This is a genomic window from Sphaerotilus sp. (assembly GCF_034519685.1).
GTDB lineage: Bacteria > Pseudomonadota > Gammaproteobacteria > Burkholderiales > Burkholderiaceae_C > Sphaerotilus.
Map to the genome: position 1 here is coordinate 1067548 of NZ_JAXHOF010000006.1, position 16420 is coordinate 1083967.

General features: G+C 68.9%; 16 protein-coding genes. 9 read left to right on the forward strand and 7 right to left on the reverse strand.

Going from position 1 to position 16420, the window contains the following annotated elements; all coding sequences use genetic code 11:
• Positions 1 to 260: 260 nt before the first annotated feature.
• From U5O44_RS16005 to U5O44_RS16020, 4 genes are all read left to right on the forward strand, one after another.
• Positions 261 to 1391 (forward strand): aromatic ring-hydroxylating oxygenase subunit alpha, encoded by a 1131-nt coding sequence (locus U5O44_RS16005; RefSeq protein ID WP_322589412.1) that lies wholly within the window; start codon positions 261 to 263, stop codon positions 1389 to 1391.
• 71 nt (positions 1392 to 1462) lie between these two features.
• Positions 1463 to 2371, forward strand: a complete 909-nt coding sequence (locus U5O44_RS16010) for a DMT family transporter (RefSeq protein ID WP_322589413.1) — start codon at positions 1463 to 1465, stop codon at positions 2369 to 2371.
• Positions 2372 to 2405: 34 nt separating this feature from the next.
• A complete protein-coding gene (locus U5O44_RS16015; RefSeq protein ID WP_322589414.1) occupies positions 2406 to 3257 on the forward strand; it encodes a sulfurtransferase in 852 nt (283 codons plus the stop codon).
• Positions 3258 to 3351: 94 nt separating this feature from the next.
• Complete coding sequence (locus U5O44_RS16020; protein WP_322589415.1) at positions 3352 to 3786, forward strand: universal stress protein; 435 nt, start codon at positions 3352 to 3354, stop codon at positions 3784 to 3786.
• Between the two features lie 18 nt (positions 3787 to 3804).
• Here U5O44_RS16020 and U5O44_RS16025 read toward each other — a convergent pair whose 3' ends face one another.
• The 3 genes from U5O44_RS16025 to U5O44_RS16035 all read right to left on the reverse strand — a co-directional run bounded on the left by U5O44_RS16025 (position 3805) and on the right by U5O44_RS16035 (position 6835).
• Positions 3805 to 4605, reverse strand: coding sequence for a TIGR00266 family protein (locus U5O44_RS16025; protein ID WP_322590515.1), 801 nt, complete (start codon positions 4603 to 4605; stop codon positions 3805 to 3807).
• A gap of 159 nt (positions 4606 to 4764) precedes the next feature.
• Positions 4765 to 5502 (reverse strand): hypothetical protein, encoded by a 738-nt coding sequence (locus U5O44_RS16030; RefSeq protein ID WP_322589416.1) that lies wholly within the window; start codon positions 5500 to 5502, stop codon positions 4765 to 4767.
• A complete protein-coding gene (locus tag U5O44_RS16035) occupies positions 5489 to 6835 on the reverse strand; it encodes a M48 family metalloprotease (RefSeq protein ID WP_322589417.1) in 1347 nt (448 codons plus the stop codon). The genes U5O44_RS16030 and U5O44_RS16035 overlap by 14 nt, the downstream gene beginning before the upstream one ends.
• A gap of 124 nt (positions 6836 to 6959) precedes the next feature.
• On the opposite strand from U5O44_RS16035, the gene U5O44_RS16040 reads away from it, so the two are divergent.
• Positions 6960 to 7754, forward strand: coding sequence for an SDR family NAD(P)-dependent oxidoreductase (locus U5O44_RS16040; RefSeq protein ID WP_322589418.1), 795 nt, complete (start codon positions 6960 to 6962; stop codon positions 7752 to 7754).
• A 4-nt stretch (positions 7755 to 7758) separates the two neighbouring features.
• Here the strand turns inward: U5O44_RS16040 and U5O44_RS16045 are convergent, their stop codons facing one another.
• Together U5O44_RS16045 and U5O44_RS16050 are read right to left on the reverse strand one after the other, a co-directional pair.
• Positions 7759 to 8529: a BPSS1780 family membrane protein gene (locus tag U5O44_RS16045; protein WP_322589419.1), complete on the reverse strand. Its 771-nt coding sequence runs from the start codon at positions 8527 to 8529 to the stop codon at positions 7759 to 7761.
• Positions 8530 to 8540: 11 nt separating this feature from the next.
• Complete coding sequence (locus tag U5O44_RS16050) at positions 8541 to 9512, reverse strand: homoserine kinase (protein ID WP_322589420.1); 972 nt, start codon at positions 9510 to 9512, stop codon at positions 8541 to 8543.
• A 100-nt stretch (positions 9513 to 9612) separates the two neighbouring features.
• Here U5O44_RS16050 and polA point away from each other — a divergent pair, with 100 nt between their 5' ends.
• Entirely contained in the window at positions 9613 to 12468 is a 2856-nt protein-coding gene (gene polA, locus U5O44_RS16055) for a DNA polymerase I (RefSeq protein ID WP_322589421.1), read from the forward strand.
• On the opposite strand, the gene U5O44_RS16060 is transcribed toward polA, so the two are convergent.
• Positions 12446 to 13384 (reverse strand): glycosyltransferase, encoded by a 939-nt coding sequence (locus U5O44_RS16060; protein WP_322589422.1) that lies wholly within the window; start codon positions 13382 to 13384, stop codon positions 12446 to 12448. The genes polA and U5O44_RS16060 overlap by 23 nt on opposite strands.
• Positions 13385 to 13655: 271 nt before the next feature.
• Complete coding sequence (locus U5O44_RS16065; RefSeq protein WP_322589423.1) at positions 13656 to 14450, reverse strand: ParA family protein; 795 nt, start codon at positions 14448 to 14450, stop codon at positions 13656 to 13658.
• Between the two features lie 275 nt (positions 14451 to 14725).
• Here U5O44_RS16065 and U5O44_RS16070 point away from each other — a divergent pair, with 275 nt between their 5' ends.
• The 3 genes from U5O44_RS16070 to U5O44_RS16080 all read left to right on the forward strand — a co-directional run bounded on the left by U5O44_RS16070 (position 14726) and on the right by U5O44_RS16080 (position 16415).
• Positions 14726 to 15229 (forward strand): hypothetical protein, encoded by a 504-nt coding sequence (locus U5O44_RS16070; RefSeq protein ID WP_322589424.1) that lies wholly within the window; start codon positions 14726 to 14728, stop codon positions 15227 to 15229.
• Positions 15230 to 15385: 156 nt separating this feature from the next.
• Positions 15386 to 15727: a hypothetical protein gene (locus tag U5O44_RS16075; protein WP_322589425.1), complete on the forward strand. Its 342-nt coding sequence runs from the start codon at positions 15386 to 15388 to the stop codon at positions 15725 to 15727.
• A 55-nt stretch (positions 15728 to 15782) separates the two neighbouring features.
• Positions 15783 to 16415 carry a hypothetical protein gene (locus U5O44_RS16080; RefSeq protein WP_322589426.1) on the forward strand — a complete coding sequence of 211 codons (633 nt, stop codon included), beginning with the start codon at positions 15783 to 15785 and terminating at the stop codon, positions 16413 to 16415.
• Positions 16416 to 16420: the final 5 nt, after the last annotated feature.

A 16420-nucleotide genomic window follows, 5' to 3' on the forward strand; every position in this document is an offset into this window, starting at 1 on the left:
GAAGGCAGATGGCGGTCGGCGTCCGATGTTGTACTGCGCGGACAGATTGTCCAGAAATATTGCACATTCCGGCACCTGCCCGGGCATGCCGCGGGCCTGGGCTAAAATCCGCGGTTCGCCTTGGGCGTCCGCCCACCCCGGCCCGCTGCGACACCGACGTGTGTCGCAAAACACCTTGCCTTCGAATTGGCAAACGCCCTTGGTTGGGGCCAGAACATGGGGTGGTGGTTCGACATGGATTTTTGGAGATCCTGGGGATCATGTCAGACCTGAGCATCGCACTCGACGCTCTTCAACGCAGCCAAACGCAATTGCCGGTCACGAGCTACTTCGACCAGGCCCTCTTCGACCGGGAGATGCGTCTCATCTTTCCCTCCGGTGCGCGCTACGTCGGGCACGAGCTGATGGTGCCCGAGGTCGGCGACTATCACGCGCTCGCGCACGAAGGCGAGGGGCGCGCGCTCATCCGCACCCAGAACGGCGTCGAGCTGGTGTCCAACGTCTGCCGCCACCGGCAGGCCGTGATGCTCAGGGGACGCGGCCACACCGGCAGCAATGTCGTGTGCCCGCTGCACCGCTGGACCTATGACCTGCAGGGCCAGCTGATCGGCGCACCGCACTTCAAGGAAGACCCGTGCCTGAACCTGCGCAACTACCCGGTGCAGGTCTGGAACGGCATGGTCTTCGAGCGGACGGACGGGGGCCGTGACGTGGCCGCCGATCTGGCCGGCATGGGGCCGCGCCAGGCGCTGGACTTCGAGGGCTATGTCTTCGACCACGTCGTGCAGCACGAGTGCAACTACAACTGGAAGACCTTCATCGAGGTCTACCTGGAGGACTACCACGTCGGTCCCTTCCACCCCGGTCTGGGCAATTTCGTCACCTGTGACGACCTGCGCTGGGAGATGGGCGACGCGTACTCGGTGCAGACGGTCGGTGTGGCGCAGGGCGCGGGCAAGGCGCTGGGCAAGTCGGGCTCCCCTACTTACGAGCGCTGGCATGAGCAGGTGCTGAAGTACCAGAACGGCGTGATGCCCCAGCACGGCGCGATCTGGCTGACCTACTACCCGAGCGTGATGGTCGAGTGGTATCCGAACGTGCTCACCGTGTCCACGCTGCACCCGATCAGCCCGACCAAGACGCTCAACACCGTGGAGTTCTACTACCCGGAAGAGATCGCCGCCTTCGAGCGCGACTATGTGGAGGCCCAGAAAGCCGCTTACATGGAGACCTGCATCGAGGACGACGAGATCGGCGAGCGCATGGACGCGGGCCGCAAGGCGCTGATGGCCCGGGGGGACAACGAGGTCGGTCCCTACCAGAGCCCGATGGAAGACGGCATGCAGCACTTCCACGAGTGGTACCGGCGGGTGATGGCGTTCAAGGACTGATCTGGACGGATGACCGCGTGGGTTCCCGCTTGCGCGGGAATGACGGGGCCAGGGTCGTTAGCATCGGGGGCATGACTGCTCCTGTGCTGATGGTGTTGGCCTCGTTTCTCTTCGCGCTGATGGGCCTGTGCGTGAAGCTCGCCAGCGTGCATTTCGGCACTGGCGAGATCGTGCTCTACCGGGGCTTGATCGGGGCGCTGGCCATGGTGGTGCTGATGCACCAGCGCGGCCAGTCGCTGCACACCGCCGTGCCGTGGATGCACGTCTGGCGCGGCATCGTCGGCGTGTCCTCGCTGTGCCTGTGGTTCTATGCCATCAGCGGCTTGCCGCTGGCCACGGCGATGACGCTGAACTACATGTCGCCGATCTGGATGGCGATGTTCCTGATCGGTGGCTCGGTGCTGGCCGGCGGCGCCAGGATCAACCCGAAACTGATCGCCACCGTGCTGGCGGGATTCGTCGGGGTGGCCGCCATCCTGCGACCCAGCATCGACCGTGACCAGCTCTGGTACGGCGTCGTCGGCCTGGGTTCGGGGATGCTGTCCGCGATGGCCTATCTGCAGATCACCGCGCTGGGCCGGGTGGGCGAGCCGGAGACGCGGGTGGTGTTCTATTTTTCCTGCGGCGGCACGCTGGCCGGGCTGGTGCTGATGCTGCTCAATGGGGGGCCGAGTCCCTGGCCCGGCTGGACCGCCGTGCTGCTGGTGCTGGGCGTCGGCCTGTTCGCGACCGCGGCGCAGCTGGCGATGACCCGCGCCTTCGCCATTGGCCGGCCGCTGGTGAACGCCAGCCTGCAGTACCTGGGCATCGTGTTCGCGTTTGCCTTTGGCGTGCTGCTGTTCGACGATCCGGTGCATCCGCTGGCGCTGGCGGGCATGGTGCTGGTGGTCGGTGCCGGCATCACGGCCACCCGGCTGCGCCACGGCACCGGGCCGCGCCAGAATGCGCAGGACACGCTGCCCCCGGACCTCGATCCCTGAACCACCGCTCTCCTTCCCGCTCCACGCTGCCACCATGACGACACTTCCGACGCCCCTGATCCGTGCCGACGCCCTGCTTGCCTGTGTGGGCGAGGTGTGCGTGCTCGACGCCCGTTTCGATCTCGCCCGACCCGACGCGGGCGCCGAGGCCTTCCTCGCGGGCCACATTCCCGGCGCGCAGTACGTGCACCTGGACCGCGACCTGAGCGCCAAGGGCGACGTGCCCGCGCTGTGCGGCGGGCGCCATCCCTTGCCGACCCGCGAGCACTTCGCCGCCACGGTCGCGCGGCTCGGCATCACACCCACCACGCCGGTGGTGGTCTGCGACGCGCAGGGGGGCATGTTCGCCGCCCGCGTCTGGTGGATGCTGCGCTGGATCGGCCATGAGGCGGTGGCCGTGCTCGACGGTGGCGTGGCCGCCTGGGCTGCAGCCGGCGGGACGCTGGAAACCGGTGCGGCGCGGTCGCCTGCGCCGGTCTCTGCCTACCCCGTGTCCCCTGAGGCGGGGCGGCGTGTCATCACCGCGGAGGCCTTGCAGGCGCAGCTCGGCCGCGTCACGCTGATCGACGCCCGCGCGCCGGAGCGCTACCGCGGCGATGTCGAGCCGCTGGACCCCGTCGCCGGCCACATCCCCGGTGCGCTGAACCGGCCGTTCAATGCCAACCTGGGCGCGGACGGCCGCTTCCATGCGCCCGAGACACTGCGGACCGCGTTCGCGCCGCTGCTGGGCGGTGGTGGCGAGGTGGTCCACCAATGCGGCTCTGGCGTCACGGCCTGCCACAACCTGCTGGCTGTGGAGGTGGCGGGTCTGCCCGCTGCGACACTCTATGCGGGGTCATGGAGCGAGTGGTGCCGCGATGGACGACGGCCGGTGGCGCGGGGCTGAAGGCTTGCCGGCATGCGGGCACGGGTTTCTTGACAGCCATCAAGTCGGGGCCGCGGCGGGCGCGCATCATGGAACCCTCTTCAGGAGGTACACCATGTACACATGCATTCTGGTCCCGACCGATGGTTCCGACATCACCGCCAAGGCAGTCGACACCGCCATCACGCTGGCCAAGGCCTTCGGCGCGAAGCTGGTGACGCTGGCGGTGAAGGAGCCGTTCCCCTACAGCGCCATCTCCGAGATGCAGCCCATCCCGCCGCAGGAGTTCTTCGACGCGCAGGACCGCATCGCCAACAAGCACATCGAGCAGGTCAAGGCGCTGTGCGCGTCCAGCGGCGTGGCCTGCACGGCGGCGACGGTCGAGGCCGTCCACCCGTGGGAGGCCGTGATCGACTACGGCCAGGAGCAGGGCGCCGACCTGATCGTGATGGCCTCGCACGGCCGGCGTGGCATGGCCGCATTGCTGCTGGGCAGCGAGACGCAGAAGGTGCTGACCCACAGCACCGTGCCGGTGCTGGTGGTGCGCTGAAGTCTGCCGCGGCGCGTGTCAGCGGTTGCCGAGCAGGCCGCCCAGCATCCCGCCGCCCAGCACCGAGCCCTCTTCCTGCGAGCCGCCGTTCTGCGGTGCGGCGGCGAAGATGCGGCTGGCCAGGCGCGAGAACGGCAGGCTCTGCATCCACACCGTGCCCGGCCCGGTGACCTTGGCGAAGAACAGGCCTTCGCCACCGAACAGCGCGGTCTTGATCTTGCCGACGTACTGGATCTCGAAATTGACGTTCGGCGTCAGCGCGACGATGCAGCCGGTGTCGACCAGCAGGGACTCGCCGTGGCGCAGCTCGCGGCGGATGATGCTGCCGCCGGCGTGCACGAAGGCCAGCCCGTCGCCTTCGAGCTTCTGCATGATGAAGCCCTCGCCGCCGAAGAAACCGACCGAGAGCTTCTGCTGGAAGTGGATGCCCAGTGACACCCCGCGCGCCGCGCACAGGAAGGCGTCCTTCTGGCAGATCAGCATGCCGCCGAGCTGGCGCAGGTCCATCGGCAGGATCTTGCCGGGATAGGGCGCGGCGAAGGCCACACGCTGCTTCACGCCGGCGTTGTTCGAATAGACCGTGGTGAACAGCGACTCGCCGGTGATCAGCCGCTTGCCGGCGCCGAGCAGCTTGCCCATGAAGCCGCCGCCGCCGCCCGCGCCGTCCTTGGCACCATCGCCGAAGACGGTGTCCATGCTGATGCCAGCCTCCATGAACATCAGGCTGCCCGCCTCGCCGATGGCGGCCTCGCCGGGATCGAGTTCGATCTCGACGAACTGCATCTCGCTGCCCTTGATCTCGTAGTCGATCGCGTCCATGCGTGTCGGTGCGGCGCCGAAGTGGCTGCCGGCCGGGCTGTGCACAGGGTTCGGGCTGGGGCTGGGGCTGGCGCCCTGGAAGGAGTCGAAGAGTGACATGGTGGTCTGGGGGCTGGGGGTCGGTTGGATCGAAGCGGTGGAGGTCGGTGTCTCAGTGGTTCAGCGTTTCAGTGGTGCGCGCAGGCGGTCGAAGGCGGAGGGCGCCACATACTGCAGCACCGGCTTGGCCTGCCCCTGTGGATCGAGCGCGATCACCACGCCTTGTTCGGCATAGAGCAGGTGCACCGTACCGTCCGGCGTGACGAGCCGCTCGGGGGCGGGGCCGAAGCGCTCGACGGCAGTGGCCTCGTCGAAACGCGCGGCGGGCAGGAACACCAGCCCGGTCAGCGGTGCGGCGAGTGCGGCCGCCTCATCCTGGGGCGACAGCGTCAGGCGCCACGAACCGCTGGGTTGTGGCTCGCGGTGCGTGGCGCGTTCGGCCCAGCCCTGCAGCGTGCTGGTGTCGGCCGAGCCGGTCAGCACCACCTTGCCCTGCACGAAGCCGGCGCGCACGCTCTCCACATAGCCCTCCAGCGTGAGGCCGCCCTGTCCATCGCGCACGAGGGCCGTCACCAGCTTCTGGTCGGGCCAACGGGTGGTGGCCTGTTGCAGCGTGCCGTGGCCGAGGTCGAGTCCGAAGACCATGCTGCTGCCGTCCGGGCGGCGCTCGATCTGCCAGGGCAGTCCGGCGCTTGGCGCAGCGGCCATGGCCGTCGGGGTGCCGGCGCTGCGGAAGGTCTGCCAGATCCAGGGCGCGACCAGCGCGACCACGAGAAAGGCGAGCGTGCCGAGCAGCAGCAGGGCGACGATGCGCCCGGTGCCCAGGCGCGGGCGTGGAGAGGATTCACTGGACGACATAACCCATGGCCCGCAGGCGGTTGACGGAGAACTGGGCGGCATCGCCCTGGCGACTGATCTGCAGGAACTGCGCGTAGTGTTCGGCCGCGCGGCGGCCCTGGCCCATGCCATCGAGCGCGTAGCCCTTCATGAACAGCACGCCGGGGTCACCGGGCAGCAGACGGTCGAACTGGTCCAGCGCCTGGTAGGCCGCACCCGGATTGCGCAGCGCCAGGTGCAGCGAGGCGCCGAGCTTGTGCGCTTGGGCTTCCTGGGGATAGACGTTCCGGGCGGTGTCGGCAAAACGCTGGGCTTCGCGTGCCTGGCCTTGCGCCTGCAGGCACTGGGCCATGCGCAGGTTGGCGGCGTAGTCGCGCGGGGCGACCTGGAGCGCCTGGGAGAACTGCCGCTGCGCTTCCGGCAAGGCCTTGCGGCCCATGGCCAGCTCGCCGTTCTTGCAGGCCTCGATCGCCGGGCGGATGCGGCGCAGGCTGGCCGTGCTGTCCATGAAGCGCTCGCGCTGGCGGGGCGCCTTGGCGCTGGCGGCGTAGCGTGTGTCCGCCGCCTCGCGGGCGTTGTCCATGCGCTGGCTGCTCATCGGGTGCGACGAGAACATGGTCTCCAGCATCCCGGGCTGCTCCTTGTGCTGACGCACCAGCAGGGCGTGGAGCTGGGTCATGCCGCTGGCGGGATAGCCGGCGCCGACCAGGTACTGCTGGCCGAGGGCGTCCGCCTCGTGTTCGTTGTCGCGGGAGTAGCTGGCGAGCAGCGCGCTGGCGCCGATCTGGCTGCCCAGACCGATCAGCGGCGACCAGGCCGAGTCCTGCGTGGCCACCGCCAGCGACACCATCGCCACCTGGGCGATCAGTGCCTGGCCCTGGCGCTGGGCGGCGTGGCGGGCGTTGACATGGCCGAGTTCGTGGCCGAGCAGGGCGGCCAGCTCGGCCTCGTCCTGCATCTCGACCAGGATGCCGCGGGTCACGCCCATCGCGCCGCCGGGGAAGGTGTAGGCGTTGACGTAGTTGGCGTTGAGGGCGCGCACGCTGTAGGGCATGTCGCGGCGGTGGACCTGCCCGAGCAGTGACTGGTTGACGCGACCGAGGTAGGCGTTGACCTCGGCGTCCTGCACCGCACCAAGGTCTTGCGAGAACTGGTGCGGCGCCTGCTGCGTGTCGACCTGGCGTTCCTGCTCCTCGCTCATGCCGACCATGATGCGCTTGCCCGAGACCGGCGAGACGGCGCAGCCCGCGAGCGCGGTGGCGGCCGATCCCGCGGCGAACAGCCACAGTGTGTCGCGCCGGGTCAGGCGGTTGCGGCGCAGGCGCTCGGCGTGAGCGTCGTGCGGGTGGGTCATGGTCGGGGCCTCCAGTCCTGGGCGACGGCGTGACGTGCTGTGCATGGCGCGGATTCTAGGCAGACCGACCTTGTCTCGCCCACTTCGCCACAATGTGCCGCTGGACAACTGCAAGGACATGGACATGGATCAGCTTGCGTCTCTGCACGCCCCGCACCTGATGGTGCTGACCGGCGCCTCGCGCGGCCTCGGCCTGGCGATGGCGCGGCAGTGGCTGCGCAGTCCCGGCCGGCTGCTGATCGCCGTGGCCCGCCACCCGGAGGCTGCACTGGCCGGGTGGGCGCAGCAGCACGGCAGTGCCTGCCAGTCCTGGGCGCTGGATCTGGCGGATGCACCGGCAGCGGCGCAGCGGCTGTCGGACTGGCTGGCCACGCTGTCGGCAGGAGCCCTGGCCAGCGCCACGCTGCTGAACAATGCGGGTGTGCTCTCGCCGCTGGGGCCTGTCGGGACGAGTGGCGCGGCCGAACTGTCGAACGCACTGCGCGTCGGGCTGGAAGCGCCGATGCTGCTGACGGCCGCCTTCCTGCGCGGCACCGAGGGCTGGTCGGCACGGCAGACGGGCGGGGTGAAAGTGCTCAACATCTCGTCCGGACTGGGCCGGCGGGCGATGGCGGGCAGCGCGGCCTACTGTGCGGCCAAGGCCGGCCTCGACCACTTCAGCCGCGCCGTCGCACTCGAAGAGGCCCAGCGCCCGCACCCGGCGCGCATCGTTTCGCTGGCGCCGGGCGTGGTGGACACCGACATGCAGATCCAGCTGCGGGCGAGCGACCCGACGGCGTTCCCAGACCGGCTGCGCTTCGTGCAGCTGAAGGAGGCCGGGCTGCTCGACAGCGCCGAGGTGGCGGCGTCGAAGGTGCTGGCTTGGCTGGACCGGGCCGACTTTGGCGTGCAGCCCGTCGCGGACGTGCGCGAGGGCTGAGCCCTCATTCCTCGAAATCGATGCAGCCTTCCACGCTGGCCTTCAGCGACGCATAGAACGCCCCCGAGAAGACCATCGCGCCGGGCAGCACCAGCAGCATCGCCGCTTGACCCAGTCCGAGTGCGGCCAGCAGCCCTGCCAGTACCAGCGACAGCACCAGATCGGCCACCAGCCAGCACACGCCGAACACGACGAAGGCGCCCAGGTTGCGCCAGCTGGCATTGGCGCTGATGAACAGCGCCTTGCCCAGACCGGCGCCCGTGCGCACGAGGATGACAGGGGCGTGCCAGAGCGTCAGCGCCAGCGGCACCAGCAGTGCCGCGCGCAGCACCATGCCCTGCTGGAGTGCGCCGATGGCGTCGAGCGTCGCCTCGGCGCTGGTCTCGCTGTCGCGCATGGTGGCCCAGGCGTCGGCCATGCCCGGGTCGATCAGGTCGGCCAGCATCAGCAGCAAGAACGAGGCCAGCGCATTCAGCGCACCCAGACGCAGCAGTGCGGGACGCGCAGACGAGCGCAGCGGACCGATCAGCTGCGATGGCTGGGGCCGCCCGCCCGCCTGCACGGCAGTGGACACATCGACCCAGCCCGCTGACAGCGCCGGCAGCAGGGCCGCCACCAGCACCGGGCCGACCCAGGGCAAACCCAGCAGCAATGCCAGCGCAAAGATCTGCAGGCCGAACAGTCCCGCCAGGCCGAGGGCATGCCGGCGTGCCATGTGCACACCGCTCAGCATCCACTGCACGCCGTCGCGGGGTGTGGCGACTCGAAGTTTCATTGTTTGGTGCCTCAGCGCATCCAGTGCCAGGGGTTGGCCACCCGTTCGCGCAGCACGCGTTCGAAGTGGGTGGGGTCGTGTGGCTTGAGCATGCTGGCTTCGCGCGGCAGGTGGAAGTCCCACAGCCGCGACGTCCAGAAACGCAGGGCACCCGCGCGCATCATCGCCGGCAGCAGGCGCAGCTCGTCGGCGCGCATCGGGCACTCGGCGTCGTAGGCGGCGACCATCGCCGCGGCGCGCTCCTCCACGAGGCGGCCGGTGTCGAGGTCGATGCACCAGTCGTTCAGGCACACCGCCAGGTCGAACAGCCAGGTGTCGACGCCCGCGAAATAGAAGTCGAAGAAGCCGGTCAGCTTCTCGTGGCCGGGCAGGCCGTCGAACATCACGTTGTCGCGGAACAGGTCGGCGTGGACCGGCCCGCGCGGCAGCGCCTGGTAGGCGGCGGTCTCGGCGACGTGGCGCTGGAAGGCCAGTTCGTCCTCGATCAGCCGGCGGGCATCGGCGTCCATGTAGGGCACGACCACCGGCACCGTCTCGACCCACCAGTCCAGCCCGCGCAGGTTGGGCTGGTGCAGCGGGAAATCACGGCCGGCGAGGTGCATGCGGGCGAGCATCTGGCCGACCTGCTGGCAGTGCCAGACGGAGGGCGCGAGCTGGTGGCCGCCCGAGAGCTTGTTGACCAGCGCCGCCGGCTTGCCGCAGACGGTGTGCAGGATCTCGCCCGCGGCGTCGGCCTGCGGGTCGGGCACCGGGATGCCGCGCGCAGCCAGGTGCTTCATCAGGTGCAGGTAGAACGGCAACTGCGCGAAGGTCAGCCGCTCGAACAGCGTCAGCACCCACTGCACGCCCTGGTCGGTGGTGACGAAGTAGTTGGTGTTCTCGATGCCGGAGGCAATACCGCGCAGTGCGGTGACCGATCCCAGACCCAGACGTTTGACGAGCGCGTTCGCTGCATCGAGGGACACTTCAGTGAAAACAGCCATCGGCAACAGGGCAAAAGAAGGGGAATCGGGGCCAGGGAGGGCAGTGGATGCGGCTTGCATTGTAGGTGGCGCGCCGTGGCGGATCACCGACAATCCCCCGATGAACACGTCCGTTGCTGCCTCCCCCGCGCCCGCCGACCGCCCCACGATGCTGCTGGTGGACGGCTCCAGCTACCTCTACCGCGCCTTCCACGCGATGCCCGACCTGCGCAACGCCGAGGGCGCGCCGACCGGGGCGATCTACGGCCTCATCAACATGCTGCGCCGCCTGCGCGAGCAGGTGCCCAGCGAGCACGCGGTGTGTGTCTTTGACGCCAAGGGCCCGACCTTCCGCAACGAGTGGTACGACCAGTACAAGGCGCACCGCCCGCCGATGCCCGATGACCTGCGGCTGCAGATCGCGCCGATCCACGAGGTCGTGCGGCTGATGGGCTGGCCGGTGCTGGAGGTGCCGGGCATCGAGGCGGACGACGCGATCGGCACGCTGTGCCGGGTGGCGGTCGAGCGCGGCCACCGCGTCGTCGTCTCCACCGGCGACAAGGACCTGGCGCAGCTCGTCAACGAACACGTCACGCTCATCAACACGATGACCAACGAGACGCTGGACATCCCCGGCGTGGTGGCCAAGTTCGGCGTGCCGCCCGAGCGGATCATCGACTACCTGACGCTGATCGGCGATGCGGTGGACAACGTGCCGGGTGTCGAGAAGGTCGGGCCGAAGACGGCGGTGAAGTGGCTGGCCGAACACGACTCGCTCGACGGCGTGATGGCCGCGGCGGCGTCGATCAAGGGGGTCGCGGGCGAGAACCTGCGCAAGGCGCTCGACTGGCTGCCGATGGGTCGCCGGCTCATCACCGTGAAGCTCGACTGCGACCTCGCGCCGCACATCGCCGACTGGCCGGTCATGGACACGCTGGCGCTGCGGGCGGTGGACAAGCCGGGGCTGCTGGACTTCTACATCCGCTACGGCTTCAAGAGCTGGCGCTTCGAGCTGGAGAAGGAGCTGCTGGCGGCGGCGAATGCGGCCTTGCAGGCGGTGGCCCAGGCCGCCGCGCCGAAGCCGATCGGGCACATGGACGACCTCTTCGCCGAGCCGTCCGGCGACACCGAAGCCGCCGACACCGGCGCGCCCGAGGCTGCAGGCGCGGGCCGCTACGACACCGTGCTGACGCGCGAGGCGCTGGAGGCGTGGTTGGCGACGATCCGCGGCGCCGAGCTGGTGGCGCTCGACACCGAGACCGACTCGCTCGACCCGATGCGCGCCCGCATCGTCGGGCTGAGCTTCGCGGTGCGGCCGGGCGAGGCCTGCTACATCCCGCTGGCGCACGACTACGCCGACGCGCCGGTGCAGTTGCCGCTGGACGAGGTGCTGGCGCTGCTGAAGCCGTGGCTGGAGGATGCCGCGGCGGCCAAGCTCGGCCAGAACATCAAGTACGACACCCACGTCTTCGCCAACCACGGCATCACGGTGCGCGGCTACCGGCACGACACGATGCTGCAGAGCTACGTGCTGGAGGCGCACAAGCCGCACGGGCTGGAGAGCCTGGCCCAGCGCCACCTCGGCCGCAGCGGGTTGAGCTACGAAGACCTCTGCGGCAAGGGCGCGCACCAGATCCCTTTCAGTCAGGTGGACATCGCCCACGCCTCGCGCTATTCCGGCGAGGACAGCGAGATGACGATGCAGGTCCACCAGACGCTGTGGCCCGACCTGAGCGCGCCGGACCATGCCGGCATGCGCCATGTCTACGAACACATCGAGGTGCCGACCTCGGCCGTGCTCGGCCGCATGGAGCGCCACGGCGTGCTGCTGGACGCGGCCGTGCTGGCGCGCCAGAGCCATGAACTCGCCGGCCGCCTGGTCGCGCTGGAGGCCCAGGCGCACGCGCTGGCGGGCCAGCCGTTCAACCTTGGCAGCCCCAAGCAGCTCGGCGAGATCCTGTTCGTCAAGCAGGGCCTGCCGGTGAAGAAGAAGACCGCCTCGGGCGCGCCGAGCACGGACGAGGAGGTGCTGCAGGAACTCGCGGCCGACTACCCGCTGCCGGCGACGCTGCTGGAATACCGCGGTCTCGCCAAGCTCAAGAGCACCTACACCGACAAGCTGCCGCAGATGGTCAACGCGGTCACGGGCCGCATCCACACCAACTATGCGCAGGCTGTGGCAGTGACCGGCCGGCTGGCGAGCAACGAGCCGAACCTGCAGAACATCCCCATCCGCACCGCGGAGGGCCGCCGTGTGCGCGAAGCCTTCATCGCGCCGCCCGGCCACCGGCTGATGAGCGCCGACTACTCGCAGATCGAGCTGCGCATCATGGCGCACCTGTCGGACGACCCGGCGCTGCTGCGTGCCTTCGCCGATGGGCATGACGTGCACCGGGCGACGGCGAGCGAGGTGTTCGGCGTGCCGCTGGCGGAGGTGAGCAGCGAGCAGCGGCGCTACGCCAAGACCATCAACTTCGGGCTGATCTACGGCATGGGTGCCTTCGGGCTGGCGCAGAGCCTGGGCATCGAGAACAAGGCGGCGCGGGACTACATCGACCGCTACTTCGCCCGCTATCCCGGCGTGAAGCGCTACATGGACGAGACGCGGGTGCTGGCGGCCGAGCAGGGGTATGTCGAGACGATCTTCGGTCGGCGCATCTACCTGATCGACATCCAGGGCGGCAGCGGCCCGCGCAAGGCCGCCGCCGAGCGTCAGGCGATCAACGCGCCGATGCAGGGCACGGCGTCCGACCTCATCAAGCTGGCGATGATCGCGGTGCAGGGCGCGCTTGACGCCGAGGGCCGCGCTACCCGTATGGTGATGCAGGTCCACGACGAACTCGTGCTGGAGGTGCCCGAGGCCGAACTCGACTGGGCGCGTGAGGCGATCCCGCGGCTGATGGCGGGGGTGGCGGCACTGAAGGTGCCGCTGCTGGCGGAGGTGGGCGTCGGGCTCAACTGGGACGAGGCGCACTGAGCGCCTGCAGGCGGCGCTTGGCCCGCTGCCAGAAGGTGTTCTGCGCCGCGAGGAACGTCCGCACCCGGGCCAGTGCGTGGGCGTCGACGTGGCCTGCGTCGGGCAGCCGGGTCAGGGGCTGGTGGGGCAATGTGCCTTTGGGGTCGTAGGGTGAGCCGCCCACGCCGCAGTGCACGCCGGTGCCGTCGAAACCCTCGTTGTGCACCAGGCTGTGGCGTGGATAGAGCGTCATGCCGCCCTCCATGAACATGCTCAGGTACCAGCGGATGAACCAGGAGTCGGCCTTGCCGGCGCGCTGGCGCTTCAGGATCGAGAAGTAGGGAAACGCGCCGTCCACATCGAACTGGCGCCGCAGCCCCGGTTGTGCGGCCAGCGTCTGGAAATCGCGCATGTCCGGGTCGAACCGCTGCCAGGCCCGCTCCCAGGTGGCCCAGCCCCAGGAGCAGGCCATCGGCAGAAACACGGCGTCGTCCTGGCTGCCGGGATCGACGGGGTACATGTGGCCAGAGACCTGCATGACGCCGACATCGTCGGCGTAGCGCTGCAGCGAATGGTTCATGAAGGCCAGGAAGGTCGGCGCCAGCACGAGGTCGTCCTCGACCACGACGACACGGCCGTGTGCCTGCACCACCTGCGTCACGCCTGCGATCACCGAACGGGCCAGCCCCTGGTTGGTCGCGGATTCGAACAGCACCTTGCGCGGATGTTTCAGTGTCCGGGCGATGCGGCGGACTTCGGCGACGGCCGCGGCGTCGGCCGTGCCCTTGGCGCCATCGCAGAACAGGTAGAGCGGGCTGTCGAGGAACTCCGGGTTCTCCGCAAGCGACGCCAGGCAGCGCTGTGTGTGCTGGGGCCGGTGGTAGAGGAACAGGGCGATCGGCGCGTGGGTGTGCAGGCTCTGTGCAGCGGTGGGCATCGGATGCATCCTCGCCGTGTCACGGAAACGGACTTTCGTGGGTGAAGGCGGCGAAAACTGCAGGACGGACATGGAGGCGGGCTAGGGCTGGCGAGCGGCAAGAGATCCCACCGGCAACTGAATTCCCCTGTCCGATGGGTGACGGTGCGACTCTACCCATGCCCGTTGCCGCAAAACCGCTCTGATCGCATGGCGGCTCCCTGGTTCAGGGGATTGGTGCCCGCAAGATCTTGTGCAGCCGTGAAATCCCGCCTGTATCGGCTTGCTGGCGTCAGGGACTCTGCGTCCCGCTTGCGCAGTGCGCCTGCAGCGTGGCGTGCAGCGCGATGAACTCCTGCGTCAGTCGGTGTTTCGGGTCGAGGTGCACCATGGGCAGTGCCTGCTCGTGCGACTCCTTGATCCGGACCGACGGCGACAGGTAGGGCTGCAGCACCGGCAGGCCTTCCGCGACCAGCTCCGCCACCACCTTGCGCGGCAGGCTGGCCCGAGCCTGGAACTGGTTGACGACAATGCCTTCGACCTGCAGCCTGCGGTTGTGGTCGGCCTGGATTTCCTGGATGTTCTCCAGCAGCGTGTAGAGCGCGCGCCGCGAGAAATCGTCGCAGTCGAAGGGCACCAGGCAGCGATCGGCGGCGATCAGCGCCGAGCGGGTGTAGAAGTTCAGCGCAGGCGGCGTGTCGATGTAGATGCGGTCGTAGCGGTCGGCCACTTCGTCCAGCGCGTCGCGCAGCTTGTAGATCTTGTAGCGCGATTCGAGCTTGCCGTGCAGTTCGTCCAGCGCCGGGCTGGAGGGCATCAGGTGCAGATGCTCGAACGGCGTGGGCACGATGAACTCGGCCGTGCTGCGCGGGTGCAGATTGAACTTGAGCGTCTGGTCGAAGAACCCGGCCAGATTGGCGCTCAGGGCATCGGCCTGGGCACCGAGCAGGTAGCGTGTGCTGTTGCCCTGGGCATCCAGGTCCAGCACCAGCGTGCGCAGCCCCTGTTGCGCACTGACGGCGGCGAGGTTGCAGGTGATGGTGGACTTGCCGACTCCACCCTTCTGATTGAAGACAACACGGCGCATGGGCTTGGTCCCGAGAGTTGACAAAACGGATCGCCGGATTGTGCCCAGTCTCTGGCCGGTCGCCTGCGTGGCCGATGCGTTGCACGGGTGCGACGCTCCTTCGGGCGGTCTGCCGCCATGGCGCCGGAGATGGCGCCCTGGTCCCCCTGGTACCGGGGGCCGCGTGTTCCTGCCTGTTGGCAGGCACCGCAGAATTTTCACATCGGGGGCTCTTGGCCTTCCGCCCCACCAGCCTCCCAGCCCACTTTCATCCTGTCGACGGACAGGCAACCACCATGGCGGACCCCTCTCTCACGATCCGGTTTTCAGGCTACTGGAATGAATACAACCGCGGGCTGATGCCGCAGCGCTCAGGCGTCTTCTGCGTCTACCGCGCCTATTTCGATGACCAGGCGAAGACGACCACCATGCGCGAGCTGCTCCATGTCGGCGCGGCCCCCGATGTCCATGCATGCCTCGCCGACCATGCGCAGATCCCCCGCTGGCGCGCTTGCCTGGGACCGACCGACAGCCTGTCCTTCACGTTCGGGTCGGTGGCATTGCCCGATCTGGCGGCCTGCGAGCTGGCGCTGGTGATGCAGCACCGGCCGCGCTGCAACCCGGACGTGCCCGCGGTCTACCCCTTCGGCCGTGTGACGCTGCGGCTCACCCACCGCACGCCGCTGCTGAACACCCGCTTCACGCTGGGCGCGCCCGCAGTGTCCGGCGTGATCGGGCGGCTGGGCGGGCCGCTGCTGCGCCGCGGGCTGGATTTCCTGCGCAGCCTCCAGCCTGGGTGAAGCGGCGTTTCCTTTTGTTGCGATCGAGATGGCGGGATGGCGACCGAAATCGAGAAATTTGTCGCATGCTTCTGGCCAATGTCCGCTGCCAACGCCCCCGCTGAGTCCCCCCCCGAGTCTGCTGCCCAGTGCGCGCAGCACGTGCGCGCCCACTGGATGGACTGGCCCTTCGGCGTGATCCGGTTCTGGGGATTTTCCGTGGTCCGGCCCAACGACCAGAGCCATGTCGTCGTGTCGGTGCTGGCCCAGGGGGAGCGCCTCGACCTGACGCTGGTGCATGAAAGCCGCCAGGGCCTCGCGCAGGTGCTGTCGATCTGGTCGCCGCAGGGCTGGCGAATCGACGCGGCGCAAGGGCTGGAGATCACACGGGCGGTGCGGGTGTCGCTGGGTGACTGTGTCGCCTGGGCAGAAGACGACACGCACTACCGGGTCCGCACGCCACGGGGCGAGGGCAGTTTTCCCATGCAGTCCGCTCCGGCCTTGTGGCTGGGGCGCTGATCCGTATTCGCATCCCTGTCTGTCTGTCTAGCCGCTTCTGCGAGGAGTTTCCGCCATGCTTGCCCGCCACGCCCTGTCCCGTGCCTTCCTGCCCCTGCTGGTCCTGCTCGGAGGCTGTGTCAGCCTCGATTCCGGCTCCGACGATGAGCGCCTGCCCACCCAGCTCCAGGGCAAGGCCGAGGTGCTCTCCACCACGGACGCCGACTACGCCCGCGCCGCCATCTCCTCCGCGGTCAAGCCGGCCGGGCAGGGCGGCATCGTCGAGGGCACCGTCATCCGCCTCAAGCAGGACGTGGCCGTCTGGCGCATGTGGAATGGCCCGGCCAAGCTCGACGCCAGCGGCCGCACCAACCGCATCGGCGGTTGGTGGTCCTACGACGCGCCCAAGGGCACGCAGGCGCAGTACCGCACTGCCTACGAGATCTGCAACGGCTGGAACGACCTGACCTGGGTCGCGAAATGTACGCTCAAGGCGGGTTCGGTCGTGGTGATCGGGCCGGGGCAGTCGGTGTCGGCGCAGACCTGTGGTGACCCGACGGGCGCCGAGACCTACCCGGCCAACCAGAAGGACTGGCAGACCTACGTGGACAAGCCGTGGGCCCGCCCGACCGAACTGGTCTGCCCGGCCGACACCGAGGACTACGAGGCGAACCCGACCGACATCTCGAAGGTCAAGACCGCGTCCTGAGGCGC

What these genes read in the sequence shown, in the direction of transcription:
- U5O44_RS16005 (WP_322589412.1), top strand. Translation starts at nt 261, where the DNA reads ATGTCAGACCTGAGCATCGCACTCGACGCTCTTCAACGCAGCCAAACG.
- U5O44_RS16010 (WP_322589413.1), top strand. Translation starts at nt 1,463, where the DNA reads ATGACTGCTCCTGTGCTGATGGTGTTGGCCTCGTTTCTCTTCGCGCTG.
- U5O44_RS16015 (WP_322589414.1), top strand. Translation starts at nt 2,406, where the DNA reads ATGACGACACTTCCGACGCCCCTGATCCGTGCCGACGCCCTGCTTGCC.
- U5O44_RS16020 (WP_322589415.1), top strand. Translation starts at nt 3,352, where the DNA reads ATGTACACATGCATTCTGGTCCCGACCGATGGTTCCGACATCACCGCC.
- U5O44_RS16025 (WP_322590515.1), bottom strand. Translation starts at nt 4,605, where the DNA reads ATGGACGCGATCGACTACGAGATCAAGGGCAGCGAGATGCAGTTCGTC.
- U5O44_RS16030 (WP_322589416.1), bottom strand. Translation starts at nt 5,502, where the DNA reads ATGTCGTCCAGTGAATCCTCTCCACGCCCGCGCCTGGGCACCGGGCGC.
- U5O44_RS16035 (WP_322589417.1), bottom strand. Translation starts at nt 6,835, where the DNA reads ATGACCCACCCGCACGACGCTCACGCCGAGCGCCTGCGCCGCAACCGC.
- U5O44_RS16040 (WP_322589418.1), top strand. Translation starts at nt 6,960, where the DNA reads ATGGATCAGCTTGCGTCTCTGCACGCCCCGCACCTGATGGTGCTGACC.
- U5O44_RS16045 (WP_322589419.1), bottom strand. Translation starts at nt 8,529, where the DNA reads ATGAAACTTCGAGTCGCCACACCCCGCGACGGCGTGCAGTGGATGCTG.
- U5O44_RS16050 (WP_322589420.1), bottom strand. Translation starts at nt 9,512, where the DNA reads ATGGCTGTTTTCACTGAAGTGTCCCTCGATGCAGCGAACGCGCTCGTC.
- polA (WP_322589421.1), top strand. Translation starts at nt 9,613, where the DNA reads ATGAACACGTCCGTTGCTGCCTCCCCCGCGCCCGCCGACCGCCCCACG.
- U5O44_RS16060 (WP_322589422.1), bottom strand. Translation starts at nt 13,384, where the DNA reads ATGCCCACCGCTGCACAGAGCCTGCACACCCACGCGCCGATCGCCCTG.
- U5O44_RS16065 (WP_322589423.1), bottom strand. Translation starts at nt 14,450, where the DNA reads ATGCGCCGTGTTGTCTTCAATCAGAAGGGTGGAGTCGGCAAGTCCACC.
- U5O44_RS16070 (WP_322589424.1), top strand. Translation starts at nt 14,726, where the DNA reads ATGGCGGACCCCTCTCTCACGATCCGGTTTTCAGGCTACTGGAATGAA.
- U5O44_RS16075 (WP_322589425.1), top strand. Translation starts at nt 15,386, where the DNA reads ATGGACTGGCCCTTCGGCGTGATCCGGTTCTGGGGATTTTCCGTGGTC.
- U5O44_RS16080 (WP_322589426.1), top strand. Translation starts at nt 15,783, where the DNA reads ATGCTTGCCCGCCACGCCCTGTCCCGTGCCTTCCTGCCCCTGCTGGTC.